This is a genomic window from Mycolicibacterium tusciae (assembly GCF_002086795.1).
In the GTDB taxonomy this organism is placed as follows: domain Bacteria; phylum Actinomycetota; class Actinomycetes; order Mycobacteriales; family Mycobacteriaceae; genus Mycobacterium; species Mycobacterium tusciae.
The window spans coordinates 103,434-121,940 of the sequence record NZ_MVIM01000007.1 but is presented as its reverse complement, the minus strand read 5'-3'; the positions used below and the strand labels follow the sequence as shown (position 1 = coordinate 121,940).

The following is an 18,507-nucleotide window of genomic DNA, read 5'->3' as shown; positions in this document are numbered from 1 at the left end:
CATAGGTGATACATGACGGGCACATCAGTAGGGTGTGCATGATCGTGCCCATGAGCGAAACATCGGCGTCCCCAGAACCCGCCACCGGCCCGGTCGTCACCCCGCCCCCCGCAGAGCCCGTTGTGCGCGAGGAACCTCGGCGCTCCAAGGCGACCCTCATCGCCGCGTGGGTCGGCATCGTCGCGGGGGTCGTGTTCATCGTCGCGGTCATCTTCTTCTCCGGGTTCATCCTCGGCGCTCACAGCGGAGGCCACCGCGGCGGACACGATGGCCCACGGGGTGACGGCGGTATGGCGTTCATCCACCGCGGACCGCCTCCGCCAGGCATGTTCCCGATGATGCCGCGCGGCGAGTTCGGTCCAGGTCCGGGTTTCGGCCCCGGTGGTCCCCGTTCCGAGCCGCCGCAGCCTCCCCAGTCCCCGGGCGCGACGACGCCGCCGTCGCGCCCCTAGCTCCCAACGAAATCCGCTGTTTGCAGAGAAAGTTCGGGTAACCGTCTGCAAATAGCGGATTTCGATGTCCCGCGATGTTTGGAATCGATCCATTCAGGGGGAATCAACGCGACGAGGCACAGCCCACAGCCTCCTCGAGGAGATGACACCTGATGACAGAGAAGTTCACGACCACAGATTCCGGGGCCCCAGCCCCTAGCGTCGAACATTCACTGACCGTCGGCCCCGACGGCCCGATCCTGCTCCAGGACCACTACCTGATCGAGCAGATGGCCAACTTCAACCGGGAACGTATCCCGGAGCGGCAGCCCCATGCCAAGGGCGGCGGTGCGTTCGGTCAGTTCGAGGTCACCAACGACGTCAGCCAGTGGACCAAGGCCGCGTTCTTGCAGCCCGGCGCCAAGACCGAGATGGTCGCCAGGTTCTCTACCGTCGCCGGAGAGCGCGGGAGCCCGGACACCTGGCGTGACCCGCGCGGGTTCGCGCTGAAGTTCTACACGTCCGACGGCAACTTCGACATGGTCGGCAACAACACCCCGGTCTTCTTCGTGCGTGACCCGATGAAGTTCCAGAACTTCATCCGCTCGCAGAAGCGGATGGCCGCCAACAATCTTCGCGACCACCACATGCAGTGGGACTTCTGGACGCTATCCCCAGAGTCTGCGCACCAGGTCACCTGGCTGATGGGTGATCGTGGCATCCCCAAGACGTGGCGGCACATGAACGGCTACTCCAGCCACACCTACAGCTGGCTCAACGCCAACGATGAGCTGTTCTGGGTGAAGTACCACTTCAAGACCGACCAGGGCATCGACTTCCTGACCCAGGAGGACGCCGATCGGCTGGCCGGCGAGGACGGCGACTACCACCAGCGCGATCTGTTCAGTTCCATCGAGGACGGCAACTTCCCGAGCTGGACCTTGCACGTGCAGATCATGCCGTTCGAGGAAGCCAAGACCTACCGGTTCAATCCCTTCGACCTGACCAAGGTGTGGCCGCACGGCGACTACCCCCTGCACGAGGTCGGGAAGATGACCCTGAACCGCAACGTCGAGGACTACCACGCGCAGATAGAGCAGGCCGCCTTCGAGCCGAACAACATCGTGCCGGGCACCGGATTGAGCCCGGACAAGATGCTGTTGGCCCGCGGGTTCTCCTACTCCGATGCCCACCGCGCCCGGCTCGGCGTCAACTACAAGCAGATTCCGGTCAACGAGCCCCACACCGAGGTGCGCGCGTACTCCAAGGACGGCGCGATGCGGATCCGCAATACGACCGATCCCGTATACACGCCGAACTCGATGGGCGGCCCGGAGGTCGACCCGAAGCGCGCTGCCGAGGTGCACTGGGCGTCCGATGGGGACATGGTCCGCACGGCCTACGCGCTGCGCGCCGAGGACGACGACTGGGGACAGGCGGGCACAATGGTCCGCGAAGTCCTCGATGACGCTGCACGGGATCGATTGGCGCACAACATCATCGGGCACGTCCTTGATGGTGTGCGCGAGCCGGTGCTGTCGCGGGTGTTCCAGTACTGGACGAACGTTGACCCCGATCTCGGTAAGAAGGTCGAGGAAGGCGTGCGCGCCAAACAGAGCGGCGCCGGCGGCTAGCTGGCAGACGGCCGCCTTGCCGTCTGCAACAGGGCTGGCATGATCAGGACTATGAGCATCGAAGTTCTTTTCACGTCAGAATCCACCGCAACCGCGGGCGGCCGCGAAGGCCATGTGAAGTCCTCGACCGGCCGTATCGACCTGGACACCAACCATCCGAAGGAGATGGGTGGCAGCGGCGTGGGCACCAACCCCGAGGAGTTGTTCTCGGCCGGTTACGCCGCGTGCTTCCTCGGCGCGCTTCGTGCGGTCGCCGGCAAGGAGAAGATCGACGTCGACGATGCCAGCGCGATCACGGCGCAGGTCGGATTCGGTAGGGACCCCGACGGCGGGTTCGCCATCAACGCCCACCTGATCGGCTACCTGCCCGGCTTCGAGCAGACCGCCGCGGAGGAGCTGATGGAGAAGGCGCATCAGTTCTGCCCGTACTCCAAAGCCACTCGCGGCAACATCGACGTCAAGCTGTCGGCGAAGGTCTAGTTCGTGATGCCTCGGCGGCTCGCCGTCCTCGCCGGTGTCGGTGTTGCCGCCGGCCTGTCGTTGACGGCGCCGCCCGGGGAGGCTTCGGCGCGACCGTCCGATCCGGGCGTCGTGAATTACGCGGTGATGGCGAAAGGCTCGGTGGGCAACATCGTCGGGGCGCCGATGCGATTCGAGTGGACGTTCACGGCGCCGTTCCAGTCGTTCTATGTCGACAACGCCGCGTGCAACAACTGGGCCGACGTCGGCCTGCCCGACGTCTACGCGGATCCGGACCTGGCGTCCTTCAACGGGGCGGTGACGCAAACGGGGCCCGGCGACCAGACCCATTTCGTCAAGCAGGCCGTCGGCGTCTTCGCCACCAATGATGCCGCCGACCGGGCCTTCCGCCGCGTTGTCGACCGCACTTTGGGGTGCAACGGCCAGACCACCGCGATGCACTTGGACAACATGACCACCCAGGTGTGGACCTTCACCGGCGGGCCGGCCGGCGCCACCGACGCGGACTGGGTCAAGCAGGAGGCCGGTAGCGATCGCCGCTGCTTCAACACGACCCGTAAGCGCGAGAACGTTCTGCTACAGGCGAAAGTCTGTCAGTCCGGTAACGGAGGTCCAGCGGTGAACGTGCTGGCCGGCGCCATGCAGAACACCTTGGGTCAGTAACCGCGCGAACATCTGGGTACACCAACCAACGACGTCACAGAAAATTTCGTGGGACTTTGTCGGTGCGGTCTGGAAGATGTACTGAAGGACACGATCGTTCCCTACCCGGAAGGGGCCGGAAGACATGACCTTCGCCATGACGTCCGAGGTGGACGACGCACATCCGATCGAACCCCCGAATGGCGAACTGACCAGCGCCAACGACGCACACCGCTACGTCAGTGACCACTGTCTGAACGACGGCCCCGTCGGCCAGGTGGGCCTGGAGGTCGAGGCGCACTGCTTCGACCTGGCGGACCCCATGCGCCGGCCCGGCTGGGATGAACTCACCGAGATAATCAGTGGCATTTCGGCGTTGCCCGGGGGTAGCGCGGTGACGGTCGAACCCGGCGGTGCCGTCGAGTTGTCGGGTCCGCCGATGGTCGGTCCGCTGGCGGCCATCGCCGCGATGCAGGCCGACCGCGCCGCGCTGCGTGCGACATTCGCACAGGCAGGTCTGGGGCTGGTGCTGCTCGGCGCCGATCCGCTGCGGCCGGCCAAACGCGTCAACCCCGGGCCTCGCTACCAAGCGATGGAGACGTTCTTCAAGGCCAGCGACACCGGAGCCGCCGGCGCCGCCATGATGACGTCGACGGCCTCGATTCAAATCAACCTCGACGCGGGTCCACGCGCGGGCTGGGCCCACCGGGTGCGGCTCGCGCATGCACTCGGGCCGACCATGATCGCGATCGCCGCCAACTCACCCCTGCTGGGCGGCAAGTTCGCGGGATGGCGGTCGGCACGTCAACACGTATGGAGTCAGTTGGACTCGGCGCGCTGCGGACCCGTGCTCGGCGCCAATGGTGACGACCCGGCCCGCGACTGGGCCCGGTACGCGCTGAAGGCGCCGGTCATGCTCGTGAAGAGTCCCGAAGTGATCCCGCTGACCACGTGGGTGCCGTTCGCCGACTGGGCTGACGGCCGCGTGCAACTCGGCGACCGTAGGCCGACGCACAGCGACTTGGATTACCACTTGACCACGCTGTTCCCGCCAGTCCGGCCGCGGCGCTGGCTGGAGATCCGCTACCTCGACAGCGTTCCGGACGCGGTGTGGCCCGCCGTGGTGTTCACGCTCGTCACGCTGCTGGACGACCCGGCGGCGGCCGATATCGCTGCGGAGGCCACCGAATCCGTCGCGACGGCGTGGGACCGCGCCGCGCAGATCGGCCTCGGTGACCGCAGGCTCGCCGACGCCGCCGCGATATGTGTGCAGGCGGCCGCCGAACGTGCGCCCGCCGAACTCGAGGAATCGATGCAGCAGTTGGTGCGTTCGGTGGAACAGGGACGGTGCCCGGCCGACGATTTCTCTGACCGGGTCGTGAAGTACGGGATCGCACCGGCGGTCACTCATCTGGCGCAAGGGGAGTTGTGACGGTACGCGAGAGGCTCGCCCGCGAACTCACGACGGCCCGTGACCGGACTCTGCGGTTGGTCGACTTCGACGACGCCGAACTTCACCGCCAGTACGACCCGCTGATGAGCCCGCTGGTGTGGGACCTCGCCCACATCGGCTGGCAAGAAGAGTTGTGGCTGCTGCGGGGCAACGACCCCGGCCGGCCCGGACTTCTCGATCCTGCGGTGGAGCGGTGCTACGACGCGTTCCTCACCTCCCGCGCGAGCCGCGTCGACCTGCCGTTGCTGTCGCCGGCCGAAGCCAGGTCCTACTGCTCGACCGTGCGCAACAAGGCGCTTGACCGCCTCGACGCGTTGCCCGAAGGCCGTGCGGATTCTGAGGCCGAGTTCAATTTCGGTCTGGTTATCAGCCATGAGAACCAACACGACGAGACGATGCTGCAGGCGCTGAACCTGCGGAGCGGGCCCGCGCTGCTGGACCGAGGAACGCCGCTGCCGTCGGGCGGGGGCGGCGTCGAGGGCACGTCGGTGCTCGTCCCCGCCGGTGAGTTCGTCCTCGGCGTGGACGCGGTCACCGAACCGCACTCGCTGGACAACGAGCGTTGCGCGCACATGGTCGACCTGCCCGCCTTCCGCATCGGCACGGTGCCCGTCACCAACGGCGAGTGGCGCGACTTCGTCGACGACGGCGGCTACGACCAACGGCGATGGTGGTCCGAACGCGGTTGGGCGCACCGGCAGGACGCCGATCTGCGGGCGCCGCAGTTCTGGAACCCCGACGGCACCCGCACCCGCTTCGGACATGTCGAGGCCATCCCCGCCGACGAACCCGTCCAGCACGTCACCTTCTTCGAAGCCGAGGCATACGCCGCATGGGCGGGTGCGCGGCTACCCACCGAGCAGGAGTGGGAGAAGGCCTGTGCGTGGGATCCCACGGTGCAGGCGCGGCGCCGCTATCCGTGGGGTTCGTCGGAACCGACGGCGCATCTGGCGAACCTCGGCGGCGACGCGCTGCGGCCCGCGCCGGTTGGCGCTTATCCGGCGGGTGCGTCGGCGTACGGCGCCGAACAGATGCTGGGCGACGTGTGGGAGTGGACCACGTCGCCGCTGCGGCCGTGGCCGGGCTTCACCCCGATGCTTTACGAGCAGTACTCCGCCCCGTTCTTCGAGGGTTCTGGAGCCGGCGACTACAAGGTGCTGCGCGGCGGGTCGTGGGCGGTCGCGCCGAGCATCCTGCGGCCCAGCTTCCGCAACTGGGACCATCCGATTCGCAGACAGATCTTCGCCGGCGTGCGCCTGGCGTGGGATGCCGACTGATGTGCCGTCACCTTGGCTGGCTGGGCAAGTCGGTGTCCGTCGCGTCGCTGCTGCTCGAGCCGGCAAACGGCCTTCTGGTGCAATCGTATTCACCGCGTCGACAGAAACACGGGCTGATGAATGCCGACGGCTGGGGGGTCGGGTTCTACTCGCCTCACTCGCCGGGCGGCGACCCCTGTCGCTGGCGCAGCGCCGCGCCGCTGTGGGGAGACGCATCGTTCGCGTCGGTGGCGCCCGCGTTGTACAGCGGGTGCATCGTCGCGGCCGTACGGTCTGCGAGCGTCGGCATGCCTATCGAGCCGTCGGCGTCCGCGCCTTTCACCGACGGTCACTGGCTGCTGTCGCACAACGGCCTCGTCGACCGCGCGGTGCTGCCGTTGTCGGCGAACGCCGAATCGACCTGCGATAGCGCGGTGTTGGCTGCGCTGATCTTCGAGCGCGGGCTGGATGCGCTCGGGGACACCATCGTCGAGGTCGCCGCCGCGGACCCCAACGCCCGCCTGAACATACTGGCGGGCAACGGGTCTCGCTTGCTGGCCACCACGTGGGGTGACACCCTTTCGACGCTGCGGCGCGACGACGGCGTCGTGTTGGCCAGCGAGCCCTACGATGACAACCCCGACTGGCGGGAAGTTCCCGATCGCCACCTGGTCTCGGTTCTCGGCCGGGACATCGAACTGATCCCGCTGAAAGGATCGTGATGACGTTCGCCCTCTCGAATTACTTGTCCGCCGACTCGGCCGGACAAGCGCTGCGCCGCGATGTGCGCGACGGTTTGACGCAGACCCCGAAATCATTGCCGCCCAAGTGGTTCTATGACTCCGCGGGAAGCGATCTGTTCGACCAGATCACCCGCTTGCCCGAGTACTATCCCACGCGCACCGAGGCGCAGATCCTGCGCGAGCGGTCGGCCGAGATCGTCGCCGCCTCGGGCGCGGACACGCTGGTCGAGCTGGGCAGCGGCACATCGGAGAAGACCCGGATGTTGCTGGATGCCCTGCGCGACAACGGATCCCTGCGGCGGTTCATCCCCTTCGACGTCGACGCGTCGGTACTCAAGGCCGCCGGATCCGCCATCGAAGAGGAATACCCGGGCATCGAGATCGACGCGGTGTGCGGCGACTTCGAGGAGCATCTCGGCAAGATCCCCCGGGTTGGCCGCCGGTTGGTCGTCTTCCTCGGATCGACGATCGGAAACCTCACGCCCGGGCCGCGCGCCGAGTTCCTCACCGCCTTGGCGGAGACGCTGCAGCCCGGCGACAGTCTGCTGCTGGGTACCGACCTGGTGAAGGACGCCGATCGACTGGTGCGCGCGTACGACGACAGCGCGGGCGTCACCGCACAGTTCAACCGCAACGTGCTGGCCGTGGTCAACCGTGAGCTGGACGCGGATTTCGACCTCGACGCGTTCGAGCACGTCGCGAAGTGGAACACCGACGAGGAGCGCATCGAGATGTGGCTGCGCGCCGGTCACGCCCAGCGGGTGCAGGTGAAGGCTCTCGACCTCGCGATCGACTTCACCGACGGTGAGGAGATGCTCACCGAGGTGTCCTGCAAGTTCCGCCCCGACGGCGTCGCCGCCGAGTTGGCCGACTCAGGTCTGCGCCGGACACACTGGTGGACCGACAGCGCGGGTGACTTCGGCCTGTCCCTGTCGGAGCGGTGATGTCCGAGAGCCTCGCCGAGCAGTGGCGCGCGGCCCGGCCGCCCGTTGCCGGTGTGCATCTGGACAGTGCGGCGTGCTCGCGGCAGACGTTCGCGGTCATCGACGCCGCGGCGCAGCATGCCCGTCACGAAGCAGAGGTCGGCGGATATGTCGCCGCCGCGGCCGCCGCCCCGGTGCTGGATGCCGGTCGTGCCGCCCTGGGCGCACTGACCGGTCTCGAGGGCGCCGACATCGCCTACACCACCGGCGCCAACAACGCGCTCGACATCCTGCTGTCCAGCTGGCCAGGTGAGCGCACCCTGGCCTGTCTGCCCGGTGAGTACGGACCGAACCTGGCGATCATGGCCGCCAACGGTTTTGACGTACGTCCGTTGCCCGTGGATGGCGACGGCCGGCTCGACGTCGAGGCCGCCGCCGACACACTGAGGGCCGACCGGCCGCCGCTGGTGCACCTGACGGCCTTGGCCAGCCACCGCGGCACGGCCCAGCCGATGGCGGCGCTGGCGGACGTGTGCCGAGACCTGGACGTTCCGCTGGTGATCGACGCGGCGCAGGCGCTGGGTCATCTCCACTGCGCCGTCACGCCTTCGGCGATCTACAGTTCGTCACGCAAGTGGGTGGCCGGTCCGCGCGGTGTCGGCTTTTTGGGGGTGCGCGCGGATCTGGCGCAGCGACTCACGCCTCGGCTGCCCCCGCCGGAGTGGGGTATGTCGCTCACCGTCATGGAACGGCTCGAACACGGTGAAGCCAATGTGGCTGCCCGCGTTGGCTATTCGGTGGCGCTGGGCGAGTACCTGGCGGCCGGACCCGAACGGGTCGGTGAACGGCTAGCCGAAGTGGGTGCGATGACGCGCGAGGCGCTCGCCGATGTGGGGGGCTGGCGGGTGGTCGAGGCGGCGGACGAACCAACGGCGATCACGACACTGGAACCCGTCGACGGGGCCGACCCGCAGCAGGTGCGGGCGCAGCTGATCGCCGAGCACGGCATCGTCACCACCTACGCCGAAACGTTGCGGGCCCCCTTCGAGATGGCGGCGCCCGTGCTGCGGGCGTCACCGCACGTCGACGTCACCGCTGAAGAACTGGAGCAGTTCGCCAAGGCGCTGGCGTCTGTGACCTAGCCGGATGTCGCCGGCTGCGCGGCTCCGGCGTCGCCCTTGTGCGCGGTGAGCAGAAACGCGGGCATCTTCTGCCTGCCCTTGTCGTCGTTCTCGAAGGGCGGCAACGTGAACGGTGCGTCGGCGGGCATGGCTGAGGACATGTTGGCGTGGATGAACGCGGGCCGGATCTCGTCGACGGTCCAGTACTTCGAGACGGCTTGGCGCAGCTCCTCCTCGCTGACGGTGTTCGGGCCGAATTCCGCTCCCGGCGGGAACGCGCCGTTGGCGAACACCAGGATGTAGAACACCGCTCCCGGGGCTGCCGCCCGGTGCGCCGAATGCAGGTATCCATCGCGGCCGTCGACCGGCAGCGAATGAAACAGGGTGCTGTCCACAATGGTGTCGAACCGTCCGTCGTATCCGGTGAACGACGTGATGTCGCCCTGGACGAACGTCGCACTGGTCAAACCGCGCTCCTCGGCGGCCTTGGTGGCGGCGGCGACGGCCGTCGGCGTCAGGTCGATCCCGACGACCGTGTGGCCCTCGGCGGCCAACGCCAGTGACAATTCCGCGACTCCACACCCGGCGTCGAGCACGTCGCCGCGGATCTTCCCGCTCTTGATCAACGCAGCGAGCTCCGGCTGCGGCTCACCGATGTTCCACGGCGGGGGCCCCTGGAACTGGCCACTTTCCTGGTAGGCGTCGTCCCATTCCATTACGTCGTCTGATGCCATGGCATCCAACGTAGTTCACGCGATCTTTCGCATTACCAGCGTTGCGCTGAGCGCAGCTCGATGGCATAGCCGCCGACGTCGTTCGTCAGCGTGCCCTGCCCGGGCGCGGGATTGGTGTTGAACTCCAGCGACGCCGGCGCGTTCTGATCGGGCTCAGCGTCGACGGTGATGCGCGCCTGCCCCGTCCAGAAACATTCGACGTCCGTCGGGCAGCGCGAATTCTCCACGTCGGTGAAGTGCAAGCGCAGACCAGCGCCGCGATCACGGGCCGTCCCAGGTATGTACGGGCTCGTTGCTGTGCATGTGTTCGCAGTAGAGCCGCAGCATCTCGGCCAACGCGTCCGGCCGCGACATCCCGCCCTCCTGCAGCGCGTGCACCGTCGCGATCTGCCAGACGGACCCGTTGACACCGGTCTTCGCGCGGCCCTCGATCACACCGAGGTAGCGGTCGCGCACGTCGGCGGACACCTCCCAACGTTGCAGCCCTTCGTCGGCCATCGGCAGCAGCTGCCGCAGCACCAGCTCGTCGGGTGTCACCTCACCGAGGCCGGGCCAATACAGCCGCGCGTTCATGCCGTTCTGCGCGGATTCGACGAAGTTATGTTGGGCCGCAGCGAAACTCATCTTCGTCCAGATCGGCCTGTCGTCCTCGGCCATCGTCCGGAGCACACCGTAGTAGAACGCGGCGTTGGCCATCATGTCGACCACCGTGGGCCCGGCGGGCAGCACCCGGTTCTCCACCCGCAGGTGGGGCCTACCGCCAACGACGTCGTACACCGGTCGGTTCCACCGGTAGATCGTGCCGTTGTGCAGCCGTAGCTCGGCCAGCTTGGGGGTGCGGCCCTCGGCCAGCTCGTGGGTCGGGTCCTCGTCGGACATCTCGGGCAGCAGCGACGGGAAGTAGCGGACGTTCTCCTCGAACAGGTCGAAGATCGAGGTGATCCAGCGTTCGCCGAACCACACGCGGGGCCGCACACCCTGGGTCTTGAGTTCGTCGGGCCGGGTGTCGGTGGCCTGCGCGAACAGCTCGATGCGCGTCTCGGCCCACAGCTGGTGCCCGAAGAAGAACGGTGAGTTGGCACCGAGCGCCAGCTGCGGGCCGGCCAGCACCTGCGCCGCGTTCCAGTTGTGCGCGAAATCGGCCGGCGAGACCTGCAGGTGCAGTTGCATGCTGGTGCACGCGGACTCCGGCGCGATCGACTCGGTCTGCAGGCTGAGCCGTTCCGGCCCGTGGATGTCGATCAGGATGTCCTCGCCGCGCGCGGTGAAGATCGAGTCATTGAGCGCCTGGTAGCGCACCGACTCGCTCATCCACCGCCCCGTGAGGTGCTCGGGCATCAGGGTGGGCAGGATGCCGACCATGACGATGTGCGCGTCATGCCCATTGGCCTTGGCTTCGGCAGCGTTGAGGCTGGCCCGCACATCGGCTTCGAGCTCGAGTGCGGCGCGGCCGGGCAGCCGGCGCGGCGGAACATTGAATTCGATGTTGTAGGCGCCCAATTCGGTCTGATACGCCGGATCGGCGATCGCCTGCAGCACTTCGTGATTCGTCATGGCGGGCTGGTATGCGGAGTCGACGAGGTTGCACTCGATCTCCATGCCGGTCAGCGGCCGTTCGAACTCGAAACTGGACTCCTTGAGCATGGTTTCGAAGACGTCTAGGCACTGCTGCACCTTGCGCCGGTACTCGCGGCGGTGCGCGAGGGAGTACTCGGTGTCCTGCACTTCTTCGCCCACGATCCGAGCCTATCGGCGGGTGGCCACCACAACCTGCGGATTCATCAGCCCGCCGCGCAGTTCCACGTCGATCGCCGGATCGGCATGTTCGGCCAGCGCCCGCAGCGCCGACGGACTGTACGTGCGCAGCGAGCTGATGAAGCCGTCGTGCAGAAAGGGGACGAACGGCGTGAACGGCAACATCGTCGCCAGCCGCAGGAGGTGCAGCGGGGCCGGCGGCCGGGGCAGATCGATGATCACCAGCTTGTCGGCGGCGCGCGTGCCCTCGGCGAACACCCGGGAAGCAGCCGAGGGCGGCAGGTGGTGGAACGACAGCGCGAACACCGCGAGGTCGAAGTGTCCGTCGGGCGCGTCGATGGCGGTGGCGTCCATTTCGCGAACCGTCGCGCGCGGGTTGTCGCCGAGGTCGCTCGCCGCCATTTTCGCGACGGACGCGGGCTCGACGTCGGTAACGGTGAGTTCGGCGGTGGGATGCCAATCCAGCAGTTTTCGCGACAGCCCGCCGTGGCCGGCGCCCAGCTCGAGGATCTTGGGATCGGCAACGTCAGCGACTTCCTCGAGCGCGATGCGCGCGAAGTTCTCGGTGTTCCCGAAGCGTTCCCCGGTCCATTCGAGGGCGCGGACCACGCTGCGTTTGACGTCCTCGTCCACGTCATCGCGGTCGAGGTACTCCTGGCGGTCGGTCTCGAGCAGCCGGTCCAGGCACGACGCGTCGGGCCCGCCGCGGGGCATGCGGTCAATGTCGGCGATCGGGCTGGCCACGTAGACCATGATGGTCGATTGAAGTCGCCGTTACGAGGGGAGAATGAGTTGGCCGATTTCGTCGCCGCCATCGACCAGGGCACCACCAGCACCCGGTGCATGATCTTCGACCACGACGGCGCCGAGGTGGGCCGCCATCAACTCGAGCACGAGCAGATCCTGCCCAAGGCCGGCTGGGTCGAGCACAACCCCGTCGAGATCACCGAGCGCACCGCGGCGGTCATCCAGTCGGCGCTGAACAAAACCAAATTATCTGCCACCGACCTCGCGGCGCTGGGTATCACCAACCAGCGGGAGACCTCGCTGGTGTGGAACCGCAAAACTGGACGACCGTACTACAACGCGATCGTGTGGCAGGACACCCGTACCGACCGCATCGCCACCGCGTTGGACCGCGACGGGCGCGGTGACGTGATTCGGCGCAAGGCAGGACTGCCGCCAGCGACCTACTTCTCCGGCGGCAAGCTGCAGTGGATCCTGGAGAACGTCGACGGGGTGCGCCGCGACGCCGAGAGCGGCGACGCGATCTTCGGAACCACGGACTCGTGGGTGCTGTGGAACCTCACCGGCGGCGCCCGCGGCGGTGTGCACGCCACCGACGTGACCAATGCCAGTCGCACGATGCTGATGAACCTCGAAACGCTCGACTGGGACGACGAACTGTTGTCGTTCTTCGACATTCCGCGTCAGATGCTGCCCGAGATCAAGCCGTCGTCGTACCCGGACTCCTACGGCAGCACCCTGGAGGGTGGGCCGGTCGGCGGCGCAGTGCCGATCACCGGCATCCTGGGTGACCAGCAGGCCGCCATGGTCGGTCAGGTCTGCCTCGATGCGGGTGAAGCCAAAAACACCTACGGCACAGGCAATTTCCTGCTGCTCAATACTGGCGAGAAGATCGTCCGCTCCGAGAACGGGCTGCTGACCACGGTGTGCTATCAGTTTGCGTCCAAAGATGGTCCAGCGAAGCCCGTCTACGCACTGGAGGGTTCGATCGCCGTCACCGGCTCTGCGGTGCAGTGGCTACGCGACCAGCTCGGCATCATCAGCGGTGCATCAGAGAGCGAGTCGCTGGCCCGTCAGGTGGAGGACAACGGTGGCGTCTACTTCGTGCCTGCGTTCTCGGGACTCTTTGCGCCGTACTGGCGTTCGGATGCGCGCGGCGCGATCGTCGGCCTGTCGCGGTTCAACACCAACGCACATCTGGCGCGCGCGACGCTCGAGGCGATCTGCTATCAGAGCCGCGACGTCGTCGACGCGATGGAGGCCGACTCCGGCGTGCACATGGAGGTACTCAAGGTCGACGGCGGTATCACCGCCAACGATCTGTGCATGCAGATCCAGGCCGACGTCCTCGGCGTCGAGGTGGTCAAGCCCGTCGTCGCCGAGACGACCGCGCTGGGTGCCGCCTACGCGGCCGGTCTCGCGGTCGGCTTCTGGGAGAATCCCGATGACCTGCGGGCCAATTGGCAGGAAGGCAGCCGCTGGTCCCCGGCGTGGAGCGACGAGCAGCGCGCCGACGGATACGCCGGCTGGCGCAAAGCCGTGCAGCGCACGCTCGATTGGGTCGACGTCGAGTGAATCTGGCGCGCTAACCAACCCTCACGGTGCGTCAGCGCGCCCGATTCGCAATTAGGCGGCGACGTCTAGCTGTCGTCTGGTTTCGTCGTCGAGCGTGATGTCGCGGACGGCGGTGTTCTCCTCGAGATGCGCCACCGACGATGTGCCCGGTATCAGCAGCACGTTCGGCGCGACGGACAGCGTCCACGCGAGCGCGATCTGCGCGGGCGTGCGACCCAGTTTCTCCGCCTCGCTCTTGACGGCTGGATGGCCGAGCACCGGATTGTCGGGGCTGAACGCCGAGCCGAGCGGGAAGAACGGCACGAACGAGATGCCGTGCTCGATACACGCCTCGAGCACCGGCTGCGAGGTGCGATCGACGAGGTTGTATGCGTTCTGCACGGTGACGATCTCGGTGCGGTCCAACGCGATTCGCAGATGCTGGGGACCGATGCTGGATAGGCCGATGCCTCCGATGAGCCCTTCATCACGGGCCTTGATCATGGCCGTGAGCTGACGGTCGAACAACTCGCGATCGACAGGGCCGACCGAACTCGGATCGCCGGCATGAATGCGAAGGTTGACCGCGGCCAGGCGATCGGTCCCCAGCGTCTGCAGATTCTCCTCGATGTCGGCGCGCAGTTGGTCGGGTTCCTGCGCCGCCAGCCACGCCCCGGTGTCGTCACGTCGGGCGCCGACCTTGCTCACCAGTGCGAGATCGGCGGGGTAGGGGTGCAGCGCTTCGCGGATCAGCTGATTGGACACGTTGGGCCCGTAGAACTGCGACGTGTCGATGTGGTTGATACCCAACTCGATTACGCGGCGCAGGACCGCGATCGCCTCGTCGTGGTCACGCGGCGGACCGAAGACTCCCGGGCCGGGTAGTTGCATGGCGCCGTAGCCGACGCGCCCGACATTGAAAGAGCCCAGGGAGTAGGAGTCCATGGCGCCACGCTATACGCGAGTTGTGCACGTTTAGGAGCGGTGGGCGCTCCCAAACGTGCACAGATCGCTACTATTCGGCTTCGCCCAAGATGCCGTAGATCTCGCGGCGGGCATTGTTGACAATGTCGACAATGCGCTGCTGCTGTTCGGCGGATGCGGCGTGCGCCGACTGTGCGACCGCGCCCATCAGCTGGCCAACGGCGGCGCGCAGGCTGACTGCGCCCGGATCGGCACCTTCGGTGATCTCGTCCCACGGAGCCGTCTCGATCTTCTCTGCGGCGGCCCGGCCTTGATCGGTCAGCTCGAAGAGCTTCTTGCTGCCCTCGGTCTCCGTCGCGACGAGCAGGCCCTCGTCGACCAGCAGTTGCAGCGTCGGGTACACCGAGCCGGGGCTGGGCTTCCATAGCTGCTGACTGCGTTCGTTGATCTCCTGGATCATCTCGTAGCCGTGCATCGGCCGATCGGTGAGCAGCTTCAGGATTGCGGCGCGCACGTCACCGCGCCTGCCGCGGCCGCCGCCACGGGGTCCTCCGCGCCGACCGCCACGACCGGGGCCGAAGCCGAAGCCGGGACCGAAGCTGCCGGGGCCGAAGCCGCCGAAACCGGGACCGAATCCTGCGTCGCCGCGGTGTTCACGGACGTGCTCGCGGAACCCGCGACGGGCTTGCCGACGCTGTTCGTGCAGCGTACGACGGTCTTCAGGACTGACGGCAGGGCCGAAGCCGAAGCCGAGTCCGCGGCCCGCGAAGGGACCTTGAGGGGGTGTGAATGGGGTGTTCATGTCTGTGTCTCTCTTTCGGACAGAAAGCACGATCTGCGCTTCCGATACGTTGACGATATATCGGAAACTATCGCGATGCAACGTCCGAGGTCAGGGCGACATCGACACGTCGACCGCCAAGTACTCACCGATGGCCCGCGCCGTCGGCCAGTCACCTGCGTTTACGGCCTTTTGGAGATCGCCGGCCAACGGACTGTCGGCTCCGAGTTCGGCCAGCCAGCCCGACACCGTCGTCGCAATCGCGTCCGCCGGTACCTCGACGGTGAGCCCACCATTCAAGCGTTGAGTAACGCGATAGCGGCGCTGCATACTCGTGATTCGGAGCTACCGGACCCACGGATGGCCTTAGAGCGCCGAGGAGTCCAGGTCGTCCGCCGACGGTGCAGCGGTGGAGCGGTGGGTGTTCGGGCTGACCCCGTAGGCCCGCTTGAACGCACTGCTCAACGCGAACGGGGTGCTGTAACCGACCTGGCGGGCGACCGCACCGATCGTCACCTGACTCGACCGCAACAGGTCGGCGGCCAACGCCAGCCGCCAGCTCGTCAGAAACGCGATCGGCGGCTCTCCCACCTGATCGGTGAACCGGCGTGCGAACACCGCACGCGAACAGCCAACGGCCGCAGCCAAATTGGCCACGGTCCATGGGTGCGCCGGATTGTTGTAGATGAGTTTCAGCGCCGGGCCCACCACCGGATCCTGCTCGGCGTCCCACCATGTCGGTGCGTTGCCATCGCGGCCGAACCAGACCCGCAGCACAGCGATCAGCAGCACATCGAGCATCCGGTCCAGATACGCTTCCTGGCCGGCGCCGTCATCTCCCGCCTCGCGAGACAGCAGATCCACCAGCGGCGAGTCCCATTCGCCGGACCGCACCACCAGCACGGTGGGGAGCACGTCGAGCAACCGGGCGCTCACCTCACTGCGACCCTCGTAGGCGCAGACAACCGATCGTGTCGTGCCCGACGCGCTGTTGCCCCACGTCCGCACGCCAAGCGACATCTCGAACTTCAGCGTCTCGCCCGACAGCGTCGTGCAGCGGTTGCCCGGATGGATCACCGCCATCGGTTCGGTGCCCGGATCGTCGGCGAAGACGTAGTGCTCGGTGCCACGGACCAGGGCGACGTCACCGGGATGCAACCAGGTGGTCCCGTTGCTCGCGCCGACGATGACTGAGTCCCCATGCGTCTGGCAGATCAAGGTCAGCGGTGCGTCATCGCGGATGCTCAGCGACCACGGTGGATCCATCATCATCCGCAGAACGAACGCGCCGCGCGCGCGTACCCCGTCGAGCAGGCCGACTACGGCGTCCACCGTGCGAGCCTATCGCTCCGTAATGCCGTGGCGAGGCAGGTAACCGGCGAGAAACAGCGCGACCCCGGCGCGGACGTGGCGGTCGACATCCAAGCCCGCGAGAACCTGCGGCCCGCCGCAGAACAGCGCCTGGTCTATGCACCGACCCACGACAAGGAACGCGAAATGCTCTGCCGCAACGGCAGGTTCAGACACCGACAGGAGACCCCGATCGTCTAGACGTTCCATGCAATCGGCGAACGCGGCCAGCGCCCGCGAGGGGGCCTGCTCGTAGTAGAGCTGCGCCAGGGCGGGCACCCGGTTGGCTTCGCCGACCACGAGTCTGCGCAACTGCACCACCGGTTCCGTGAGCACCGCGCGCAGGTACTCGCCCGCCAGCGCGGTGAGGTTGGCCTCCAGATCGTCGGTATCGGCCAGCTTCGCGATGCGGTCCAGAAACGGCGTCACTGTGCTGTCCAGTGCCTCGTTCACGATCGCCAACAGCAATTCCTGTTTGTCGCCGAAGTGCTTGTAGACCGTCTGTTTGGACACCTCGGCCGACGCGGCGATCTGGTCGACGCTGGTGCCCTGATAGCCGTGGCTCAGGAAGAGTTCGCGCCCTGCCGCCAGGATGGTCGCGCGTTTCCGCGCCGAGCGCCCCGGCACCGCCCCGGTCATACCGCCTCCTCAGCCAGTACTGGACAGTCTAGTTCGACAGTGATAGTACTAGACGGTCTAGTTTGATTAGACCACGAGGAGTCTGATGACCAGCACTGATTGCCCGCCGTTGTCGGTGCGAATAACCAAATCGTTGCTCGGCTACGGCGTCATCGCAGGCCCCATCTACGTCGTCGTCGCGGCGGCGCAGATGTTCACCCGCGACGGCTACGACCCCACCAGACACGCGGTGAGCCAGTTGTCCAACGGCGACCTGGGCTGGATCCAGATCCTCAACTTCCTGGTGACCGGGGCGATGACGATCGCGGCCGCCGTCGGCGTGCGACGTGCACTCGGGCCGGGCCGGCAGTCGGTCTGGGCGTCCGGACTGCTCGGGGCGTACGGGCTCGGTGTCTTCTGCGCAGGCATCTTCCGGGCCGACCCGTCGGACGGCTTCCCTCCCGGTACGCCGCCCGGGATGGGCGAGGTCAGCTGGCACGGACTGACCCACTTCGCGGTCGCGGGCCTCGGGTTCGCCTGCCTGGTGGCGGCGTGCATGGTGATGGGCGCGCGGTTCGTCCGGACCAATGAGACGGGCTGGGCCTGGTATTCGCGTATCACCGGAGGCGTGTTCGCGCTGAGCTTCATTGCGTTGTCCTCCGGATCAGGTGCACCCACAACGGTTTTGGTATTCACTGCCGCAGTCGTCGCCGCGTGGGCATGGTTGGCCGCGGTGTCGGTGAAGCTGTACCGGACCGTCGAATAGGCGCAGACGCACGCGTATGCGGCCGGGACGTCTGACGATGGACCGTGAACGCCGGCCCTTGTTCACTCAAGGCATGAACATGAGCCCCTTCGTCGTCGTCACCTCACTGGCCGCGCTGACCGCTGCCGCCGCCTGCGGGATGATGTACGTCTTCTCGACATTCGTGATGAAGGGACTCGACCGCACCGGCCCGGTCGAGGCGATCACTGCCATGCGCGGCATCAACGTCGTCGCGAATTCGAGTCCGGGGTTCCTGCTGGCCTATTTCGGCGCATCGCTGCTGGCGCTGGTCGCCGGAATCATGGCCGTGACGCGGATCGGGGAGCCGGGCAGCGGATGGATCCTCGTGGGAGCGGTCCTCGGAATTCTCGCGGCGATCATCACGATGGTGTTCAACGTGCCACTCAACAACCACCTCGAAACCGTCGACCCGGTCGGGCTCCCGGTCGCCGACGCGGCGCGGGAGTGGCAGGCGTACCTGTCAACGTGGACGGCGTGGAACCACGTGCGCGCGGCCACCAGCATCATCGCGGCTGTGCTGATGCTCGTCGGGCTCCGATACCGCTGACGGAGAATACCTTTCGATCACCGAAAC

At 66.9% G+C, this 18,507-nt stretch carries 21 protein-coding genes; 12 read left to right on the top strand and 9 right to left on the bottom strand.

The features are described 5' to 3' along the window. Positions 1-50: 50 nt before the first annotated feature. From BST47_RS14935 to egtE, 9 genes are all read left to right on the top strand, one after another. Positions 51-452: a hypothetical protein gene (locus BST47_RS14935; protein WP_234809720.1), complete on the top strand. Its 402-nt coding sequence runs from the start codon at positions 51-53 to the stop codon at positions 450-452. A gap of 152 nt (positions 453-604) precedes the next feature. Continuing rightward, positions 605-2,065: a catalase gene (locus BST47_RS14930; protein WP_083126303.1), complete on the top strand. Its 1,461-nt coding sequence runs from the start codon at positions 605-607 to the stop codon at positions 2,063-2,065. A gap of 51 nt (positions 2,066-2,116) precedes the next feature. After that, entirely contained in the window at positions 2,117-2,545 is a 429-nt protein-coding gene (locus tag BST47_RS14925; RefSeq protein ID WP_234809719.1) for an organic hydroperoxide resistance protein, read from the top strand. A gap of 6 nt (positions 2,546-2,551) precedes the next feature. Further along, positions 2,552-3,208, top strand: a complete 657-nt coding sequence (locus BST47_RS14920; protein ID WP_083126301.1) for a sensor domain-containing protein — start codon at positions 2,552-2,554, stop codon at positions 3,206-3,208. A 124-nt stretch (positions 3,209-3,332) separates the two neighbouring features. Beyond that, a complete protein-coding gene (egtA, locus tag BST47_RS14915) occupies positions 3,333-4,619 on the top strand; it encodes an ergothioneine biosynthesis glutamate--cysteine ligase EgtA (protein WP_083126300.1) in 1,287 nt (428 codons plus the stop codon). Further along, on the top strand, positions 4,616-5,917 hold the full coding sequence (egtB, locus tag BST47_RS14910) for an ergothioneine biosynthesis protein EgtB (RefSeq protein WP_083126298.1): 1,302 nt from the start codon (positions 4,616-4,618) through the stop codon (positions 5,915-5,917). Before egtA ends, egtB begins: the two co-directional genes overlap by 4 nt. Further along, the gene (gene egtC, locus BST47_RS14905; protein ID WP_083126297.1) at positions 5,917-6,618 is read left to right on the top strand and encodes an ergothioneine biosynthesis protein EgtC; all 702 of its coding nucleotides are present in this window, start codon (positions 5,917-5,919) and stop codon (positions 6,616-6,618) included. Before egtB ends, egtC begins: the two co-directional genes overlap by 1 nt. Then, the gene (egtD, locus tag BST47_RS14900; protein ID WP_083126296.1) at positions 6,618-7,583 is read left to right on the top strand and encodes an L-histidine N(alpha)-methyltransferase; all 966 of its coding nucleotides are present in this window, start codon (positions 6,618-6,620) and stop codon (positions 7,581-7,583) included. Before egtC ends, egtD begins: the two co-directional genes overlap by 1 nt. After that, on the top strand, positions 7,583-8,704 hold the full coding sequence (gene egtE, locus BST47_RS14895; protein ID WP_083126295.1) for an ergothioneine biosynthesis PLP-dependent enzyme EgtE: 1,122 nt from the start codon (positions 7,583-7,585) through the stop codon (positions 8,702-8,704). Before egtD ends, egtE begins: the two co-directional genes overlap by 1 nt. Here the strand turns inward: egtE and BST47_RS14890 are convergent. From BST47_RS14890 to BST47_RS14875, 4 genes are read right to left on the bottom strand one after another with little or no spacing between them, the layout of a single operon-like run. Then, entirely contained in the window at positions 8,701-9,417 is a 717-nt protein-coding gene (locus tag BST47_RS14890; RefSeq protein WP_083126294.1) for a class I SAM-dependent methyltransferase, read from the bottom strand. The genes egtE and BST47_RS14890 overlap by 4 nt on opposite strands. A gap of 32 nt (positions 9,418-9,449) precedes the next feature. Continuing rightward, on the bottom strand, positions 9,450-9,644 hold the full coding sequence (locus tag BST47_RS14885) for a hypothetical protein (RefSeq protein WP_234809718.1): 195 nt from the start codon (positions 9,642-9,644) through the stop codon (positions 9,450-9,452). A gap of 34 nt (positions 9,645-9,678) precedes the next feature. Next, positions 9,679-11,154 (bottom strand): glutamate-cysteine ligase family protein, encoded by a 1,476-nt coding sequence (locus BST47_RS14880; protein ID WP_083126293.1) that lies wholly within the window; start codon positions 11,152-11,154, stop codon positions 9,679-9,681. A gap of 9 nt (positions 11,155-11,163) precedes the next feature. Further along, positions 11,164-11,925, bottom strand: a complete 762-nt coding sequence (locus BST47_RS14875; RefSeq protein WP_207568613.1) for a class I SAM-dependent methyltransferase — start codon at positions 11,923-11,925, stop codon at positions 11,164-11,166. A gap of 39 nt (positions 11,926-11,964) precedes the next feature. Here BST47_RS14875 and glpK point away from each other — a divergent pair, with 39 nt between their 5' ends. Beyond that, positions 11,965-13,494, top strand: coding sequence for a glycerol kinase GlpK (gene glpK, locus BST47_RS14870; RefSeq protein WP_083126292.1), 1,530 nt, complete (start codon positions 11,965-11,967; stop codon positions 13,492-13,494). Positions 13,495-13,545: 51 nt separating this feature from the next. Here the strand turns inward: glpK and BST47_RS14865 are convergent, their stop codons facing one another. The 5 genes from BST47_RS14865 to BST47_RS14845 all read right to left on the bottom strand — a co-directional run bounded on the left by BST47_RS14865 (position 13,546) and on the right by BST47_RS14845 (position 17,167). After that, on the bottom strand, positions 13,546-14,418 hold the full coding sequence (locus BST47_RS14865) for an oxidoreductase (RefSeq protein WP_083126291.1): 873 nt from the start codon (positions 14,416-14,418) through the stop codon (positions 13,546-13,548). A gap of 70 nt (positions 14,419-14,488) precedes the next feature. Beyond that, on the bottom strand, positions 14,489-15,199 hold the full coding sequence (locus tag BST47_RS14860) for a PadR family transcriptional regulator (protein ID WP_083126290.1): 711 nt from the start codon (positions 15,197-15,199) through the stop codon (positions 14,489-14,491). 90 nt (positions 15,200-15,289) lie between these two features. Continuing rightward, positions 15,290-15,478: an Rv2628 protein family gene (locus BST47_RS14855; protein WP_234809717.1), complete on the bottom strand. Its 189-nt coding sequence runs from the start codon at positions 15,476-15,478 to the stop codon at positions 15,290-15,292. Between the two features lie 66 nt (positions 15,479-15,544). Continuing rightward, positions 15,545-16,510 carry an AraC family transcriptional regulator gene (locus tag BST47_RS14850; RefSeq protein ID WP_083126287.1) on the bottom strand — a complete coding sequence of 322 codons (966 nt, stop codon included), beginning with the start codon at positions 16,508-16,510 and terminating at the stop codon, positions 15,545-15,547. A gap of 9 nt (positions 16,511-16,519) precedes the next feature. Then, positions 16,520-17,167, bottom strand: coding sequence for a TetR/AcrR family transcriptional regulator (locus BST47_RS14845; RefSeq protein ID WP_083126286.1), 648 nt, complete (start codon positions 17,165-17,167; stop codon positions 16,520-16,522). 85 nt (positions 17,168-17,252) lie between these two features. Here BST47_RS14845 and BST47_RS14840 point away from each other — a divergent pair, with 85 nt between their 5' ends. Together BST47_RS14840 and BST47_RS14835 are read left to right on the top strand one after the other, a co-directional pair. Beyond that, positions 17,253-17,912 carry a DUF998 domain-containing protein gene (locus BST47_RS14840; protein ID WP_083126285.1) on the top strand — a complete coding sequence of 220 codons (660 nt, stop codon included), beginning with the start codon at positions 17,253-17,255 and terminating at the stop codon, positions 17,910-17,912. Positions 17,913-17,985: 73 nt separating this feature from the next. After that, positions 17,986-18,480 carry an anthrone oxygenase family protein gene (locus BST47_RS14835; RefSeq protein ID WP_083126524.1) on the top strand — a complete coding sequence of 165 codons (495 nt, stop codon included), beginning with the start codon at positions 17,986-17,988 and terminating at the stop codon, positions 18,478-18,480. Positions 18,481-18,507: the final 27 nt, after the last annotated feature.

What these genes read in the sequence shown, in the direction of transcription:
- BST47_RS14920 (WP_083126301.1), top strand. Translation starts at nt 2,552, where the DNA reads ATGCCTCGGCGGCTCGCCGTCCTCGCCGGTGTCGGTGTTGCCGCCGGC.
- BST47_RS14930 (WP_083126303.1), top strand. Translation starts at nt 605, where the DNA reads ATGACAGAGAAGTTCACGACCACAGATTCCGGGGCCCCAGCCCCTAGC.
- BST47_RS14935 (WP_234809720.1), top strand. Translation starts at nt 51, where the DNA reads ATGAGCGAAACATCGGCGTCCCCAGAACCCGCCACCGGCCCGGTCGTC.
- egtC (WP_083126297.1), top strand. Translation starts at nt 5,917, where the DNA reads ATGTGCCGTCACCTTGGCTGGCTGGGCAAGTCGGTGTCCGTCGCGTCG.
- BST47_RS14860 (WP_083126290.1), bottom strand. Translation starts at nt 15,199, where the DNA reads ATGAACACCCCATTCACACCCCCTCAAGGTCCCTTCGCGGGCCGCGGA.
- BST47_RS14865 (WP_083126291.1), bottom strand. Translation starts at nt 14,418, where the DNA reads ATGGACTCCTACTCCCTGGGCTCTTTCAATGTCGGGCGCGTCGGCTAC.
- egtA (WP_083126300.1), top strand. Translation starts at nt 3,333, where the DNA reads ATGACCTTCGCCATGACGTCCGAGGTGGACGACGCACATCCGATCGAA.
- BST47_RS14890 (WP_083126294.1), bottom strand. Translation starts at nt 9,417, where the DNA reads ATGGCATCAGACGACGTAATGGAATGGGACGACGCCTACCAGGAAAGT.
- BST47_RS14925 (WP_234809719.1), top strand. Translation starts at nt 2,117, where the DNA reads ATGAGCATCGAAGTTCTTTTCACGTCAGAATCCACCGCAACCGCGGGC.
- BST47_RS14845 (WP_083126286.1), bottom strand. Translation starts at nt 17,167, where the DNA reads ATGACCGGGGCGGTGCCGGGGCGCTCGGCGCGGAAACGCGCGACCATC.
- egtD (WP_083126296.1), top strand. Translation starts at nt 6,618, where the DNA reads ATGACGTTCGCCCTCTCGAATTACTTGTCCGCCGACTCGGCCGGACAA.
- egtE (WP_083126295.1), top strand. Translation starts at nt 7,583, where the DNA reads ATGTCCGAGAGCCTCGCCGAGCAGTGGCGCGCGGCCCGGCCGCCCGTT.
- BST47_RS14840 (WP_083126285.1), top strand. Translation starts at nt 17,253, where the DNA reads ATGACCAGCACTGATTGCCCGCCGTTGTCGGTGCGAATAACCAAATCG.
- BST47_RS14835 (WP_083126524.1), top strand. Translation starts at nt 17,986, where the DNA reads ATGAACATGAGCCCCTTCGTCGTCGTCACCTCACTGGCCGCGCTGACC.
- BST47_RS14875 (WP_207568613.1), bottom strand. Translation starts at nt 11,925, where the DNA reads ATGGTCTACGTGGCCAGCCCGATCGCCGACATTGACCGCATGCCCCGC.